General features: G+C 36.0%; 14 protein-coding genes. 7 read left to right on the plus strand and 7 right to left on the minus strand.

From position 1 onward, the window contains the following. Positions 1-105 precede the first annotated feature (105 nt). The 3 genes from LKL37_RS04570 to LKL37_RS04580 form a co-directional block, all read right to left on the minus strand. A complete protein-coding gene (locus LKL37_RS04570; RefSeq protein WP_431609415.1) occupies positions 106-1974 on the minus strand; it encodes a DUF3472 domain-containing protein in 1869 nt (622 codons plus the stop codon). Between the two features lie 217 nt (positions 1975-2191). After that, positions 2192-3001 carry an enoyl-ACP reductase FabI gene (locus tag LKL37_RS04575; RefSeq protein ID WP_047375319.1) on the minus strand — a complete coding sequence of 270 codons (810 nt, stop codon included), beginning with the start codon at positions 2999-3001 and terminating at the stop codon, positions 2192-2194. Positions 3002-3121: 120 nt separating this feature from the next. After that, complete coding sequence (locus tag LKL37_RS04580) at positions 3122-3421, minus strand: hypothetical protein (RefSeq protein ID WP_431609416.1); 300 nt, start codon at positions 3419-3421, stop codon at positions 3122-3124. A gap of 139 nt (positions 3422-3560) precedes the next feature. Between LKL37_RS04580 and LKL37_RS04585 the strand changes: the two genes are divergently transcribed. From LKL37_RS04585 to LKL37_RS04595, 3 genes are all read left to right on the plus strand, one after another. Beyond that, a complete protein-coding gene (locus LKL37_RS04585; protein ID WP_431609417.1) occupies positions 3561-4121 on the plus strand; it encodes a DNA-3-methyladenine glycosylase I in 561 nt (186 codons plus the stop codon). A 263-nt stretch (positions 4122-4384) separates the two neighbouring features. After that, positions 4385-5662: a hypothetical protein gene (locus LKL37_RS04590; protein WP_431609418.1), complete on the plus strand. Its 1278-nt coding sequence runs from the start codon at positions 4385-4387 to the stop codon at positions 5660-5662. A 171-nt stretch (positions 5663-5833) separates the two neighbouring features. Next, complete coding sequence (locus LKL37_RS04595) at positions 5834-6589, plus strand: hypothetical protein (RefSeq protein WP_431609419.1); 756 nt, start codon at positions 5834-5836, stop codon at positions 6587-6589. A 181-nt stretch (positions 6590-6770) separates the two neighbouring features. Here the strand turns inward: LKL37_RS04595 and LKL37_RS04600 are convergent, their stop codons facing one another. Both LKL37_RS04600 and LKL37_RS04605 read right to left on the minus strand, forming a co-directional pair. Continuing rightward, positions 6771-7625 carry a nucleoside phosphorylase gene (locus LKL37_RS04600; protein ID WP_431609420.1) on the minus strand — a complete coding sequence of 285 codons (855 nt, stop codon included), beginning with the start codon at positions 7623-7625 and terminating at the stop codon, positions 6771-6773. A 23-nt stretch (positions 7626-7648) separates the two neighbouring features. Then, on the minus strand, positions 7649-8134 hold the full coding sequence (locus tag LKL37_RS04605; protein ID WP_431609421.1) for a hypothetical protein: 486 nt from the start codon (positions 8132-8134) through the stop codon (positions 7649-7651). Positions 8135-8365: 231 nt separating this feature from the next. Between LKL37_RS04605 and LKL37_RS04610 the strand changes: the two genes are divergently transcribed. The 3 genes from LKL37_RS04610 to LKL37_RS04620 all read left to right on the plus strand — a co-directional run bounded on the left by LKL37_RS04610 (position 8366) and on the right by LKL37_RS04620 (position 13628). Next, positions 8366-10195, plus strand: coding sequence for a cytochrome-c peroxidase (locus LKL37_RS04610; protein ID WP_431609422.1), 1830 nt, complete (start codon positions 8366-8368; stop codon positions 10193-10195). A gap of 323 nt (positions 10196-10518) precedes the next feature. Next, positions 10519-12672, plus strand: a complete 2154-nt coding sequence (locus LKL37_RS04615) for an alkaline phosphatase PhoX (RefSeq protein ID WP_431609423.1) — start codon at positions 10519-10521, stop codon at positions 12670-12672. 56 nt (positions 12673-12728) lie between these two features. Continuing rightward, complete coding sequence (locus tag LKL37_RS04620; protein ID WP_431609424.1) at positions 12729-13628, plus strand: leucine-rich repeat domain-containing protein; 900 nt, start codon at positions 12729-12731, stop codon at positions 13626-13628. A gap of 2 nt (positions 13629-13630) precedes the next feature. Here the strand turns inward: LKL37_RS04620 and LKL37_RS04625 are convergent, their stop codons facing one another. Both LKL37_RS04625 and LKL37_RS04630 read right to left on the minus strand, forming a co-directional pair. Continuing rightward, complete coding sequence (locus LKL37_RS04625; RefSeq protein ID WP_105703436.1) at positions 13631-13954, minus strand: translation initiation factor; 324 nt, start codon at positions 13952-13954, stop codon at positions 13631-13633. A gap of 157 nt (positions 13955-14111) precedes the next feature. Continuing rightward, on the minus strand, positions 14112-14300 hold the full coding sequence (locus LKL37_RS04630) for a hypothetical protein (protein ID WP_431609425.1): 189 nt from the start codon (positions 14298-14300) through the stop codon (positions 14112-14114). 567 nt (positions 14301-14867) lie between these two features. Here LKL37_RS04630 and LKL37_RS04635 point away from each other — a divergent pair. Next, on the plus strand, positions 14868-15647 hold the full coding sequence (locus LKL37_RS04635; protein ID WP_431609426.1) for a hypothetical protein: 780 nt from the start codon (positions 14868-14870) through the stop codon (positions 15645-15647). Positions 15648-16028: the final 381 nt, after the last annotated feature.

Consider the following 16028-nt stretch of genomic DNA (forward strand, 5'->3'; position numbering starts at 1 on the left):
ACCAACACCTTTTTTTTATAATTTAAATTAAATATTTTTTTTGACAGAAGGGGGGGCCGCGAGGCGCCCCCCGATTCGCATTTAATGTATTTGTATTAAAGTTGTTTACTGTACAGAAAACTTCCCGGAAACAGTTCCATTGCTGTTTTTAGCATTATAGAAATAGATTCCCGTTCTCATCCCTGAAGTGGAAATGATCGTATTACCGGCTTTCGCCTGTTGGGATTTTAATGTTAATCCTTCAGCGTTGATGATCGTCAATTCATACGTGTTTCCGTTTTCTGGAAGACTGATGGTCAGATTTTCACCCTGCTTTACAGGATTTGGGTAAGCGGTAGAAGTAATCTCCTGCTTTGCAGAAATAGCGGATGTAGTTACCTGCTCAAGCACCCACTGGTGATTAACTCCAGCAGTGCCATTTATATCCTGATCCCAAATATTGATATTGGTACCTGAAGTTTGTGAATTGGCAGGATTATCCATGGCTTTCATATTGGATAATGCGGTTCCTATGACAAGCGTATTTGAGGTATAAGGTCTTAATATCCATTGTTGATTGTTGCCGCCGTGTTTAGGATATTGTACCAGCGTAGTACTATTGGTCGTATTGGATGCAGGAACATCAATGGCTAAACCCGAAGCGCGATTGATAATGATATAATTATTTCCAGTTTTTTCCAGTTTCCACTGTTGGGCGAGGTTGCTGTTAAAAGGATATTGAACCATCTTGGTATTGGTTGCAGTGCTGTAATTAGCAGGACTGATGTATTGGCTGCTTCCTACACATTTTATTCTGTAATAAGCATTTGAATCAATAGTAGGTGCGGTTACAATACTGTTGATCGTTAAATTATTATACCCAAAATTCGAGGTTTGTTTAAAAATATCTTCCAAAACAACACTCACATAATATTTTCCCGGTTGGGAATTCGCAGGAAGCGGTACCTGGGCACTTCTCTGATCTGGGCGAATACCCGTAACCACTGCTACAGGAGTATAAGAATTTGCCCAGCTGGCTTCTGTATATAATGAAACCTTATAGGAAAACTGTGGACTTGTGGTTTCTGAGTTAACCCAGTTTACATTCACTGAATTATTAGAAGTATTATAAGATGGAGTAACGGTAGTGACAGTCACAGGTGTCGCTGTTGAAGGCTTTGTACCGTCTTGTGTAATTCCGTTGAATGTTACTGAACTACCAGCGGGTGCCGGAGCTGTTCCACATGAAGTTACCTTGATTGCTGTGTTGTTGAAAGCCGTTTCCGCTCCCCACGATCCTGTTCCGGCTGAAGCAGTATATCGTGAAGGTTTAGACCAGTTTCCTTGCGCGTTCATACTCCAGAAGTTTCTGAAATATCCGCAGCGGGTAGCTTTGCTGGCAGCCGAATTCCAGTTTTCTACAAAGCCTCCTAACTTGGTTCCGGTGAATTTTGCATCATTTTCCGGAGTAACAATCGTGACATAATGTTTCCATTTTCCTGTACCATAATCAAACATAAAGAATCCGATTCTGGTTTTTCCGTCACCAGTTGACCATCTTCTTACGACTGTTGCATACCAGATTCCAGGAGTCCATGGCATAGGATTATCCGTGTGAAGGCCCGTTCCTTCCCCTCCGAAACCATCTACAAAAGTATTGGGTGCAGTATATTCTGTAGTACACTGCGGTACATTGGTATCCTGCAGATCCCACATTGAAAAAATGTTGTTGTAGATTTCATTCTGTTTGTACTGAATTCCTGCATATCCGCCTCGTGGGCCCAAAGAGAAATTCAGGGTAGAGTAATAGGTGTTTACCTTTTTACAGGTATTATCTGCCATTACTTCAGAATACCAGAGTTCACCGGAGTTCGTCATATCAAAACCTTCAAGATACGGTCCCCAGCTTGGGCAGGTTTGAGCATGGGTACTATTGAAGAACGAGGACGCAGCAATAAGTAGCATTGCGGCGCAAGACTTTAATTTTTTTTCCATAAATAAGTTATTTGGTAGTACTAATTTATGGATATTTTGAGTATTTAATAAAAATTATAAATTAATATTATTGATATGTTAGAATAAATAATTGAATCAGAGTCAGTAACTGAAGAATATTTGTCTATTGTGTTGATTATATTAAAAAAGCAATGCATCATGAATGCATTGCTTGTATTGAATAGGATTGCTCCTTTATTGTATTGAAAAAATAATATTATTCAGTATCATATTTACTGATTACTCTCTGAGTAACCCCTGAGCTGCTGAAACCTCCATCATGGAAAAGATTCTGCATCGTTACTTTTTTAGTAAGATCAGAGAATAGTGTTACACAGTAGTCTGCACATTCTAAAGCCGTAGCGTTACCTAGTGGAGACATATCTTCTGCATATCCAAGGAATCCTCCGAAACCTTTCACTCCACTACCAGCAGTAGTCATTGTAGGAGACTGAGAAACTGTATTTACACGTACTTTTCTTTCACCCCAATAGTTTCCGAAAGTTCTTGCGATACTCTCCAGATACGCTTTGTTATCAGACATATCATTGTAATCCGGGAATGTTCTCTGAGCAGCAATATAAGTAAGCGCCAAAATACTTCCCCATTCATTCATACAGTCTTTTTCCCAAGCTACACGCATTACTTTATGGAAAGAAACAGCTGAAATGTCCCAGCCTTTTTCCAACCAGTCGTAGTTCATTTCTGTATAATGTTTTCCTTTTCTTACGTTGATAGACATTCCGATAGAGTGAAGGATAAAGTCGATTTTTCCAAATTTTGCAACAGCGGCATCAAAAAGTTTTTCAAGATCTTCTATAGAAGTAGCATCAGCACCTATTACTTCAGAGCCTGTTTTTTCTGCTAATCCATTAAGTTCTCCCATTCTCAAAGCAATAGGAGCGTTTGATAAAATGAATTCAGCACCTTCTTCATGACATCTTTCAGCAACTTTCCATGCGATAGATTGTTCATTAAGGGCTCCAAAAATAATTCCCTTTTTGCCTTTAAGTAAACCGTATGACATAATTTTTTAATGTTTATTATACTACAAATGTAACAATAATTGTGGTTATGACATAATAAAAAATGGAGCCTTATCAATTTAAGACTCCATTTTATTGAAAATATTTATATGACTGAAATACTAATTGGTTTTCTTATTCCATTCTGCCTTTACATCCTCTGCTGCATCTTTGGTTTTTTCCCATGCTTCATCTGCTTTATCCTTTATATCTTCCCATGCATCGGATACATTAGCTTTTACCCTGTCTAACCAGTCTTCCTGGCTGGCCTCCTGATCATTGCTTCTTTTCTCATTAATATAATCTTTGGCCTTGTCTGCCAATTCATTGATTTTCCATTTGGCGTTGTCCGTTGCATTTTGTAAAGAATTTTCTACATTATTTACTGCATTTTCCGCTTTGTTATACTCTGAATTGTTCATAATATTATAAATTTTAGATTGGTAATGGTAATTAAACAATAACTATTCCTAAAATCAGGACTATCTGTTAAACTTTTCATAATGTTTTGTTATAATTTTCCAAATCAGTGGTACCTTTACTATATAAAAATTGATAATTATGGAAAAAATACGCTGTGGATGGTGCGAAAAAGATGATCTCTACAGAAAATATCACGATGAAGAGTGGGGAAGACCTGTCTATGACGACGTAACGATCTTTGAATTCCTGATCCTTGAAAGTTTTCAGGCCGGACTAAGCTGGTATACTATTTTGTCCAAAAGAGAAAATTTCAGAAAAGCTTTTGATCATTTTGACTATAAAAAAATAGCTGCTTATTCAGATAAAAAAATTGGAGAACTGATGAACAATCCCGGCATTATCAGAAACAGGCTCAAGATTATGGCAGCGGTTACTAATGCTCAGAAATTTATAATGATTCAGAAAGAATTTGGAAGTTTCTCTCAATATATCTGGGGTTTTACAGGCGGAAAACCGATTAATAACAGTCCGGAAACACTGTCTGATGTTCCTGCCACTACAGAAATTTCCGATCTTATTTCCAAAGAGCTTAAAAAAAGAGGATTCAAATTTGTTGGTTCTACGGTAATTTATGCCCATATGCAGGCGACCGGAATGGTGAATGACCACTTAAAAGACTGCTTTACCAGGAAAAAATAGTTGTCTATTATTCAAAATTTAGTGATGTTTATTGTTAATTATATAATTTAAAAAATTAAGCATAAAATTAGAGATATCTGTAAAGGCTAATGAATGCTATGCTTAATAACTGATTGATATTTAAACATTTTTCAATGTTTTGTGATTAAGGTTTGTTTTAATCACTGTAATGTGTTTTTAATTATTGTTTTTTCAACAATATTAATGATTTATTAATAAAACATTAAAAATTCGTATATTTGCGCCTCCTAAAAATGGAAGGAATGCAAAAAAACTATAAACTACAATTCACTTTACTTTTATTCTTTTTTACTTGTTTTATATATGCTCAGGTTGGGATTGGAACTCCTAATCCTGCACCTTCAGCTATGCTTCATATCAATGCCAGTCATAAAGGGGTGCTCCTTCCAAGCGTTGCTTTAACATCTACAACAGATAACGTTACCGTACCTTCTCCGGCAGACGGGCTGATTGTATGGAATAATGGAACTTCAACGCTAATGGAACTTGGATTTTATTATTGGTTTGAATCAAAATGGAATAAAATTCTGGCAAACGGTGGTACTCCCACTAAAATAGAAGATGGAACCAACTGGAATCTTTCAGGTACGAATGTTGGAAATTATGGAGGAGCGAACACAACTCTGGCTTTAGGAACAAAAACATATGATGATCTAATCTTTAAAGTAAATGCATTAACAGCCGGAAGGTTGGGCGTTGATAATTCTGTCAGCCTTGGAATAGGTTCTGCCGCAGGACAGAATGGTGTTGCTATTGGAAGTGCAAGTTCCGCATTTATGGGAATATCCATAGGGAGTGCAACAGTAGTTTCCGGAAATGAAGCTTTAGCAGTAGGAAATAAAACTACGGCAGCCGGATTCAGATCTACAGCAATAGGGTTTCATGCACAGACGAACAGTAATGAATCTGTTGCTGTAGGGAATAATTCTTCAGCAGATGGATTTCAATCCATTGCATTAGGATATAACGCGAAAACAAATACCAATAGTGAAACTGCTTTAGGATATAATGCAGTAACCAATAGTCAAAACTCCACAGCTTTAGGTTCTGGTGCTAATGCACTGGGGCAATATTCAACAGCGGTAGGATATGGGGCAACTACTTCACAGGCCAACGCTATTGTTTTGGGCGATAATAATGCTAATGTAGGGATTGGTACTAGTACTCCGAATATCTCCGCGAAACTGGATGTAAGCGGACAGTTTAAATTGGGTGAAAAAGGCAGTGTACAGAAAAATCAGATCAGTTTTGAAACATGGCCGGGAATATCCATCAACAATTTACCTCCGGGAAAATCAACAACCATTGATATTCCGGTTCCGGCAGGATATCAGCCGGGCTCTACAAGAGCTGTTGTAGTAGTTTCTCCGGCGGGAGATTTTACAGGAAATTCTTCATTTTCTATCTCGAATCCAAGGCTTACTTCTACATCAAGCATTACAGTTAATCTCACCAATATTTCAGGAAGTGCCAACAGTTTGTACTCCGGACATTTCTATGTGATGATTAATGAATTTTAAATAATAGGTTTTTATTATAGTTGATATGGTGTGAAGGGCTTCCGGACTGGAGGTCCTTTTTATTTTCAAATCATAAGGATGTATTTTAATTGAAATTTCTTTTATATAAAATACTTTACACCTGTAAATAGGCTATTTTTGTACTATTAAAATGAATATCTCTTTCGAAATATGAAGAAAATAGGAATTATAGGGTATGGCTGGCTGGGTGAGAGAATAGCTCCTTCCTTTTCAGGGAAATATACCATATCAGCAACAACTACAACGGAAAGCAAAGCAGATCAACTCAATAATAAAGGAATCGATGCTATAATAGCTTCTTTCCCGGACTATCAGTTGTCTGAACCTGTTTCTCAATGGGAAGAAATTCGAAATACAGATGTATTGATTATTACCATTCCTGTTTCTGAAAAAAGTTGTTGTGTAAGTTCTCTATACAACAGAATTCAGAATTTATCAGCATTTATTGGTGATTTTAAAGGGCAGATGTTTCTGATGAGCTCTACAGGGGTTTATCCCGATCTTCCTCAGGAATTTACAGAAGAAGACGTTCCTTTAGTATCGGGCGAAAGAATACTGAGAAATAAATATCCACAGCTTAATATTTTAAGACTTGGTGGCCTGATGGGAGACAACAGGCTCCTGAAAAACTATAAGGTGAGTAATCTGGATCACGCTGTCAATCATATTCATTATACTGATATCAGTGCCATTATCTCAGAGATGATTGAAAGGAGAATAGAATCAAAATTATATAATGTAACTGCTCCGGTTCATCCGGCAAAAAGCCAGGTGATTAATGCCCAGAAAAATATCTCTGATGATGAAGAGTTTGAAGTGAAAGGAAAAAAAATAATATCTACAAAACTGGTTTCAGAGTTGGGCTACGTATTTCTTCATCCGGATCCGAGGAATTTTCATTTGTAATTAGTTTTAAGGCTTAATTAATTTTATTATAAGAATAATTCAATAGGAACCGGTCATTATCCTGAGCCTAGTCGAAGGGAGCCCATTCTTACAAAACAAAATTCCATTGGCTTTAGCCAAAACCTAATAAAAAAAACTCCGGAAACTGTTTCCGGAGTTTTTATCTGTATAAATAAAATAATTATTTAATGATTCGTTCCAATACCCATTCAATAAGGTTTTTCTCAGAGGCATGGTGGTCTGCAGAGAACTCTCCGCGTCTTCTGTTGGCAATAACGTTATTTACGGTAATGGCTTTGTGTCCTAATAATTTTGAAAGGGCATAAATGGCAGAAGTTTCCATTTCGAAATTGGTAATTCCAAGATCATTCAACGTTTCTAAGAATTTGTCATCTACTGCTTTCAAACGAAGCTGTCTTCCCTGTGGAGCATAGAATCCCGGGAATGTTGCCGTATTTCCATGGTATTTGGCATCTTTATAATATTCACCCATTTCTTCTGCCCAGTCTGAGAAATAAAGCATCGGCTTGATTTTTTCGTAAGGGAATTTTTCTAAGAAGCTTTTAGAAAACTCATTTTCGAAGTTGTAGTCCTGATAGAAATGCATCAATCCATCTAAACCAACAACGTTCTGGGTAACCAACATGTTGTCTACCTGTACATCCGGGTTTACACTTCCACAAGTTCCCATACGGAATAGTTCAAGGGCTTTGTGCTCAGTCTTAAACTCTTTATTTTTAAGATCGATATTCACCAAAGCATCCAGTTCGTTCATGACGATATCGATGTTTTCAGTTCCGATACCGGTAGACATTACCGTGATTCTTTCCCCGCGAAGCGTCCCTGTATGCGTATAGAATTCTCTTTTATTTTTTTTGATCTCTACCGTATCAAAGTATTTTGAAACTTTTGCCACTCTGTCCGGATCACCTACAAGGATGATTTTGTCAGCAATATCTTCAGGAAGAAGATTCAGGTGGTATACACTTCCGTCTTCATTCAGAACAAGTTCTGAGGCAGCAAGTTTGTTTAGCATAAGATGTATATTTTTTTGTTTTTTTAATTAATCATAATAGCCTCTTTGTAAGGGGATGCCATAACCTCGTAGATGTCATTGTATTCTTCTACAATCCTTTTCTGACCGTTCATTACTTCATATACAGTAACAACAGTTTTTTCAATGTTTTTAGGATCTTTCCTCTGTGAAGTAATTTCGTAGAAGTGATCATCTTTTTTAAGAATAGAAATCAGTTCTTCCTTGGTTGAATTGTTGGAAGTCATCATACCCGGGAATTCCATAACAACATCTTTCAGATCTGTATAATCTTTATAGCGTTTGGTTACACCGTTGGAATATACATAAACATTCGGTATGTTTTTATCTTTTTCCAGACGGACCAAATAATAATCAGAACCTCTTTTCTCTGCATATACAGCCATTTCCTGCTGCTTTCCGGATGGTTTTTCCGGTTGCTTCTTTTTCTGTGAATATGCTATCATAGAAAGGAAACTTGCCGCAACAGCAAACCATAGTTTTGTTTTCATAATCCTATTTTAGTTTTTTTGATGTGTTGAATTTAAGTTAAAAAATCCTCTCCCAATAATCTCCCGCCATTATTTTTCCGGTATTTCGAAGAACCGTTTTTCTTTAGAATAATGAATTTGATTTCGGGGTTTAAAATTAGTGAAAAATATTGTATCAGAAATATAAACATTATTTAATCTGCTATTAAAACTGAGATAACATCAGATGAATACTTTTGCCGCTAAAAATTCATGAGATCTTATCCACTGCTTGTAATTGTCCTTCTGATAGGATTTGCAGTAATGTCTTTTAACCCTGTTTATAAAGGAAAAGAAAGCGAAAATACATTTATCAATAAAGGATTGTCCGACTTTAAAACAAAGCTTGAACAGCTGAAATCAGATGTTGATAAGTTCTCAGAAGACCGTATTTCCCTGGCAGAATTGCAGAAATCACTGAGCAGTACAAGAAATTCATTCAAAGAAATAGAGTTTTATGTTGCTTACCATTACCCTGAATTTACCAAAACGCACCTTAATGCAGCTCCTTTATTTCACATTGAAGCTGCAGGAACATCAGCATATACGCTCCCTCCTGAAGGATTGCAAGTATTGGATGAGCTTATATTTTCAGATGAGGCAAAAAATGAAAAAGAAAAGATCAAAACGATTACCACCTTTTTATATAACAGCTATTCCGGGTTTTATTTAAGTGCTTTAAAAAACGGCTTGAGCAAAGGTAACAACAAAACACTGCCTTTACGTATAGAACTGATCAGGATTTATTCACTAGGGGTTTCAGGTTTTGATACGCCGGGTTCTCTGAATATTTCTGAGGAAACAAGCCACGCTCTGAAAGGAATGCAGAAATACATTAATGATGATCCTTATTTTAAAAATTATAATACTGAGAAAGCCAATCAGACTTTAACAGAAGCCATCAGCTATCTTTCAAAAAACACCGATTTTGAAACTTTCGACAGAATTGAGTTTTATAAAAAATATATACAGCCATTGTACGAAGAATTGGGAAAATGGGATGGAAGACCAGATGATCTTAAAGAATTTTCAGGATGGAATGTAGGGAATAAAAACTTTTTCAGCAGTGATTTTTTAGATCCCTATTTTTATACTTTATTAAAATCTTCAGAAGATAATCCGGATCTCCGAAACCTTGGGAAATCTATTTTCTATGATCAGAACTTAAGTGGTAACGGAAAAATGAGCTGTGCCACATGCCACCTTCAGGAAAACGCTTTTACTGATCTTAAAGCCAAATCACAAAGCAATGTGGAAGGAAAAACGGTTTTGAGAAATTCTCCATCTTTATATAATGCCGTTTTTGCCAAGAGATTTTTTTATGACCTTCGTGCATTCTATCTTGAACAGCAGGCAGAACACGTCATTTATAATGAACAGGAGTTCAATACAAGCTATGAAAGCATTATTCAGAAACTAAAAACAAAACCTGAATACAAAAAAGCGTTCCAAAATGCCTTCAAGGACGGAAAGATCAGTAAAGAAAATTTTTCGAAAGCATTGAGTTCTTATGTAGCTTCATTGTACTCATTTGACAGCGATTTCGACCGTTTTATGAGAAATGAAAAGAATGTGTCTGATGATGTGAAGAAAGGGTTCAACCTGTTTATGGGCAAAGCCAATTGTTCAACCTGCCATTTTGCCCCTCATTTTTCCGGATTGGTACCGCCATTTTTTAATGAAAATGAATCCGAAGTGTTGGGAATTACCACGAAGCCCATCAAACAGTTTCCCGTAGAGCTTGATCAGGATTTAGGAAGAGGGAACAGTCCTGTAAAAAAGGAAAAGTCATGGATTTATGATTACTCTTTCAAAACAGTAACCGTTAGAAATATTGCGCTTACAAAACCCTATTTCCATAACGGAGCTTTCAATACGCTGGAAGAAGTGCTGGATTTTTATAATGAAGGAGGGGGAGAAGGATTAGGATTGAAAATGAAAAACCAAACCCTTGCACCTGATAAATTAAATCTTACTGAAACAGAAATAAAACAGATCATAGCCTTTCTGAATGCCCTTACGGATGTGAGTAAAGCGAAGTAGGCGTGGTTCGGGTTGCGGGATGAGAGAGTTGTAGGGTTTTAGAGTAAGAGAGTTAGGGTGTGTTTCGAGTTTCGAGTTATAATTTGGGATTGAAGATGAATACCTCTATTTTATATATCTATGTTAAACAATTTTTACCTCTAACTTCCGCATAAAACTCTCTCACCTTAGAACTTCGCATCCCTCATCATTTAACACAAAGTTAATCCCCTTAACATTAGGTTTTTGATAAGTTAATATTGAGTGATCTATATTTAAAGTCCTATTAACAGGATAAAAGCTCTAATAAAATAGTTTTGCAACGTCTAATAAATCAAATAAAAATGAAGAGAAAACTACTAACAATGGGAGCTTTGGCTGTACTGGCCAGTTCTGGCGTCCATGCACAGACGTTCATATTTAATAAGAATGCGTCGTGGAGCTATAAAGATAACAACCAGGCTCAACCGGCAGGATGGAATGCTCAAACTTATGACATTTCAACATGGGCAGCTGGAAATGGACCATTAGGATATGGAGATCCTGTAACAACAACAATCAACTCAGGGCTTACTGCAGCTTATTTTACTAAAGATTTTACAGTAGACTTTTCAACGCTTTCTGATAATCTGGAGCTTGGAGTAATGAGAGATGACGGTATCATTGTATACCTTAACGGAGAAGAAGTTGTAAGAGACAATATGCCTGCAGGTACTGTGACGTTCAATACTTTTTCAACCACAACTATTGATGGGGCGGCGGAGAATGTTTATAATATCTTCTCAATTCCAAAATCAAAATTTGTAAACGGTGTCAATAGATTTTCTATTGAATTACATAACAGAAGTACTACCAGTTCAGATTTAAGAATTGATGCTTATCTGAAAACAACAACTAATACAACGACACCTGTCACTTGTAACGGAACACACATCAGTTGCTTTACTTCAATTGTACCTACAGCACAGACTAATAAACTGATTATCCCTGCCGAACATAAATATCAGCTTATTTTAAAAGAAGGAGACAGCTATACCGAAGGAGGAGGATTAGTAGGAGGCCAGAATGACTTTACAGGCTATGTTGCAAAAGCAGGAAGCAGTACAAACGGATATCTTTCCGTAAACCATGAAACGAATCCCGGAGGAGTTACCATGGCGGAAATCAACTATAACGCCACTTCAAAACTTTGGCAGCTGACAAAATCAAGAGCGGTAAGTTTTTCAGATCCAAGTTTAGTACAAACCATCAGAAACTGTTCAGGAGGAGTTACCCCTTGGGGAACCATTGTTACAGCAGAAGAATCTGTAACTTCTAATGATGTAAATGCAGACGGATATAAAGATTATGGTTGGTTGGTAGAAATAGACCCGGCTACTGCTCAGGTTATATCCAAAAACCCTAACGGGACAAAAGGTAAGCTTTGGCAGATGGGGATCATGAACCATGAAAACGTAGTGATCAATAATGCGGGAACTGTGGCTTACTACGGGGAAGATGGAGGTACTCATATGGTGTACAAATATGTAATGGATACTCCCAATGATCTTTCTTCAGGAAATCTTTATGTTCTGAAATTAGACCAGGGATTAACTGCCGCTGGAGATCCGGTAGGAACTACAGCAACATGGGTTCAGGTTCCTAATAAAGAAAAAGCCGATCAGAACAATACCAATAATAATGCTTTATCTGTAGGAGGAACAAAATTCAACGGAGTAGAAGACGTTGACATCAGCCCGCTGGATGGTAAAATCTATTTTACAGCCAAAGGATTAGACAGAGTATACCGTCTTCAGGATAACGGAACTACAGCTTCTCAGGTAGAAACATTTGTAGGTGGAGGTTCTTCCGTATATTCTTTCAATACCGCTCAGGGAATGAAATCTGAAGCTTGGGGAGATGGTAATGATAACCTTACTTTCGATGAACTTGGAAACCTTTGGGTACTTCAGGATGGAGGAAAAAACTATATCTGGGTAATTGCTCCGGATCATACACAGGCTAATCCTAAAGTAAGATTATTTGCTTCTATGCCGGCTGGTTCAGAACCTACAGGTCTTACATTCACGCCTGATCATAAATTTGGTTTCTTCTCTATTCAACATCCGGATTCAACAATCTCTACAGATGTTGATGCAACAGGAAATACTATTGATTATAAAGGAAAATCAGCAACGATCGTAATTGCCCTTAAAAATAACTTAGGAATTGAAGGTTCTTTAGGAACTATCGAAAACCATACTGCAGAAAATACAGTAACAGTAGCTCCTAACCCAACTTCAGGAATCGTGAAAATCAATTCACCAAAAGGATTGAAAGATATTTCTGTGACAGCTTACAGCATGGACGGGAAAATCGTTTATACAAAGAAATTCAATGGAACCAACAAAGTTTTGGATCTTGATTTTACACAACAGTTGGAAGGATCCCGAGTTTTAGTTTTAAATATTGAAGCTGAAGGAGGTTTCCAGAAAACCGTTAAACTTTTAAAGAAATAAATTATTTATAATTCTTGTCTGTCGGCAGCCTCGGTTGCTGGCAGACCTTTTATTTTATGAAAAAACTTTTCTTATTCATTTCCATAATCTCACTTTCTCAGATCAAAGCACAGATTGATCCGGTGAAGTATCCCACTTTTACCAATATTGAAGATGCTTTAAAGAGTGGAAAAACTGTCTACAGTATGAGTTTCAGAGAGAAGGGATTATTTAATATTCCCCCTCAGATTGTCAAGCTGGATTCACTGTTCTTTTTGAATATCATGGCGAATAAACTTGAGAAAATGGATCAGGAACTCTTTGCCCTGAAAGAATTAGAAATTTTGAATGTCAATGAAAACAGTATTAAATACATTCCAGATGAGGTAGGCAACCTTAAAAAACTAACCACTTTTTCAATGAATCTGAATAGCCTTACAAGTATTAACCCTAATCTTGCAAAGCTTCAGAACCTAAAGGCAGTGCATTTTGATGCCAACAACCTGAATACTTTTCCGGAAGCCCTTATGGAAATTCCCACACTGGAAGAAATTAACCTTCAGGGAAACCAGATCAGCTTTATTGCAGACAGATTGGATCAAATCAAAAATCTGAAATTTCTGAACCTTTCGGATAATCAGATCAATGACCTTGGAAATCTGTCCTTTCCTGAAAATTTAAAATATCTTGAATTACAGCAGAACGCTATCAATAAACTTCCCGAAAACCTTTTCAAATCAAGAAATCTTGAATTTTTGAATGTAAGCGGAAATCATATTACAGAAATCTCGGCCAAAGTAAAAGGGTTGAAAAATATCGTCAGTATGAATCTGGCCAATAATAATCTGAAAGACCTTCCTGTAGAAATCAAACAGCTTAAAAATCTGAAAACATTGATTCTTACAGGAAATCCTATAGAAAAATCTACTATTGAAAATCTAAAAACCTTACTGCCGGAAACCCAGATCTATTTCTAGATCTATCCGCCAACACGTTTGGTTTTATATCCCATTTCTTTAAGGATATTCATTATTTTATCACGGTTATCCCCTTGAATGATAATCGTTCCATCCTTCTCAGAGCCGCCTATACCCAGGGTGGTTTTTATTTTCTTTGAGATTGTTTTCAGATCCTCTTCACTTCCTTCCCAGCCTTCAACAATCGTTACAGGCTTACCGTTTCTTCCTTTCTTCTCAAATTTGCATACCAAAGGCTCTTTCTGCTTGAACTGCTCTTCAGGCATCTCAAAATCCTGCTCGTCATGATCAGGAAAAAGATTCTTCAATTGATCTCTTAAATCCATACCGCAAAATTAAATAATAATTTATAAAAGACCATCGATGAGGTTAAAAATTGGTTAGGAAGAATAAAATTTTCTTTTGATAACCCTCTGGTGATTATAAATTACTATTCAGATTAGATATTTTTTCTTCTAATTTGTAAGGCTATTACGGCTTATTTTAAATATTAAGGCTGTTAAGGTGATATTCCTTTTGATATTCAAGAATTTCTATTATTGTTTTCTCACAATAAGTACGATGTCTTTGGTTGAAGCTTATTGATTCTCTATCCTGCTCTCCGAATATTATTTTATTTAATGTAATAATATCCAGAGTAGAAAGTATTTTTTTATTTATATTCTTTGGCATATAGATATTTTTTGAGGATACTTTTTATCTAAGATGTCAATATAAATTTTTTTATAATTAGGAATATTAATCATGCTTCTTTTATTGTTTTGATTATCAAGTGTATATGTTGGTGTGATACCTATGTGACACCTATGTAATATCCGTTTTTTTTGAATAATCAGATGAATAACTCAAATTTGTTTCAAGCTTTTTAAGCGATACACAAATGAGAAATATATAGTTGAAAAATTAATAGTAAACAATGTAATGTTTGGATGTAATACTATGAGCTCAAAAAGGTAGATTTGCAATTTATCATATAGCTACTGCAAGTAAAAAATTACTTTTTAATAATACACTGTAAAAACACAAAACAAAAAGAGTATATACAGATTGCTTTTAAACCTGGCAATTTGATACCCCAAAAAAACATATAGATTGATTGAAATGTTTGGAAAGACATTTTAAGGGATCTTTTGTCTCAAATTTTAACCGAAAATAATCCTAAGTAGGGAATTAATGAAATTGATTGTAAAAAATTATAAAACAAATTAAAATAAGTATTAACAAAAAAAGAAAAACACAATGAAAACAAAACTTTTATTTTTAATTGCCATCACAGCGTTTTCTGTAAACTTATTCTCACAGGTAGGAATAAATACAACAACACCCAGCCCCTCTTCAATTTTAGATATAGTCTCCACTAATAAAGGATTATTAATTCCCCGGGTATTATTAACGGGAAATACTGATGTTACCACAATACCCAATCCCGCTAATGGATTGTTAGTTTATAATCTGGTAGATGCAGGAGGAGCTAATCCCGTTAAAAAAGACAATTTTTATAAGTTCAACGCCACTACTGGTAAATGGCAATTAATGCTTGATGAAACCAGTCTGCCTTTGTTGGCGCCTGCAGTATTTAGACTAGAAACTAGTATGATCAATTTTTTAAATGGGCAAGGTGCAGGAAGTTCCGTAGTGATTCCAATGACTATGCTTTCTAATAAAATCCCTGGACTGAGCTATGATAGTACTACTTCCACTATTACTTTTCCTGCCGGAACTTACAAAATGGAATTTATTTATGAAGGTGATCATAATGCTGCTGGCTGCACGATCAGTTCTTATCTTGTTGACTTCCCGGATGGAGCAGGTACTGCTTATAATAGAATACATACTACGTCTGCTCATAATCAGGGAGCTTCTAGTAATCATGGGGGCGTAGTAACTTATACAACAACTGTTCCGGCTGGTAGAACATGGACAATACAATTGGGTAGAGGACAATCTGGAAATTGTAGCGGTACAGGAGGTTCATTAAGAGCTAAAAGTACAGAGCTGTTAATTTTTAGAATGGATTAATATAGTTTTACTCAAGTTTTGGATAAGCTAAAACAGGCTAGAAATAATATATTTTTTACTCCTCAACCTTGCACTTCAACACGTAGTTTAGATTCTAAGTTTACAAATGATATTCCCTCAAAACCAGATTATGGGTAAAACTTTTTAGATCATTTTTGGAAGATACTAATATAAATATTTTATAAACCTTGTAAAACTGCCGTAGAAAAACGGCAGTTTTAATATTATAGTAAAAATAAAAATCTGCGTTATCTGCTAAATCTGCGAGAGATTAAAAAACAACCATACACGAATATAAACGTCATAAAAGATCCCTCATTATATCTGAATATTTTTTGAAATAACTCTTCCAAATTCTTCTATTCATCCAAAATTAGGTAA

This window comes from Chryseobacterium sp. 'Rf worker isolate 10' (genome assembly GCF_050753305.1).
Lineage (GTDB): Bacteria > Bacteroidota > Bacteroidia > Flavobacteriales > Weeksellaceae > Chryseobacterium.

What these genes read in the sequence shown, in the direction of transcription:
- LKL37_RS04570 (WP_431609415.1), bottom strand. Translation starts at nt 1,974, where the DNA reads ATGGAAAAAAAATTAAAGTCTTGCGCCGCAATGCTACTTATTGCTGCG.
- LKL37_RS04575 (WP_047375319.1), bottom strand. Translation starts at nt 3,001, where the DNA reads ATGTCATACGGTTTACTTAAAGGCAAAAAGGGAATTATTTTTGGAGCC.
- LKL37_RS04580 (WP_431609416.1), bottom strand. Translation starts at nt 3,421, where the DNA reads ATGAACAATTCAGAGTATAACAAAGCGGAAAATGCAGTAAATAATGTA.
- LKL37_RS04585 (WP_431609417.1), top strand. Translation starts at nt 3,561, where the DNA reads ATGGAAAAAATACGCTGTGGATGGTGCGAAAAAGATGATCTCTACAGA.
- LKL37_RS04590 (WP_431609418.1), top strand. Translation starts at nt 4,385, where the DNA reads ATGCAAAAAAACTATAAACTACAATTCACTTTACTTTTATTCTTTTTT.
- LKL37_RS04595 (WP_431609419.1), top strand. Translation starts at nt 5,834, where the DNA reads ATGAAGAAAATAGGAATTATAGGGTATGGCTGGCTGGGTGAGAGAATA.
- LKL37_RS04600 (WP_431609420.1), bottom strand. Translation starts at nt 7,625, where the DNA reads ATGCTAAACAAACTTGCTGCCTCAGAACTTGTTCTGAATGAAGACGGA.
- LKL37_RS04605 (WP_431609421.1), bottom strand. Translation starts at nt 8,134, where the DNA reads ATGAAAACAAAACTATGGTTTGCTGTTGCGGCAAGTTTCCTTTCTATG.
- LKL37_RS04610 (WP_431609422.1), top strand. Translation starts at nt 8,366, where the DNA reads ATGAGATCTTATCCACTGCTTGTAATTGTCCTTCTGATAGGATTTGCA.
- LKL37_RS04615 (WP_431609423.1), top strand. Translation starts at nt 10,519, where the DNA reads ATGAAGAGAAAACTACTAACAATGGGAGCTTTGGCTGTACTGGCCAGT.
- LKL37_RS04620 (WP_431609424.1), top strand. Translation starts at nt 12,729, where the DNA reads ATGAAAAAACTTTTCTTATTCATTTCCATAATCTCACTTTCTCAGATC.
- LKL37_RS04625 (WP_105703436.1), bottom strand. Translation starts at nt 13,954, where the DNA reads ATGGATTTAAGAGATCAATTGAAGAATCTTTTTCCTGATCATGACGAG.
- LKL37_RS04630 (WP_431609425.1), bottom strand. Translation starts at nt 14,300, where the DNA reads ATGCCAAAGAATATAAATAAAAAAATACTTTCTACTCTGGATATTATT.
- LKL37_RS04635 (WP_431609426.1), top strand. Translation starts at nt 14,868, where the DNA reads ATGAAAACAAAACTTTTATTTTTAATTGCCATCACAGCGTTTTCTGTA.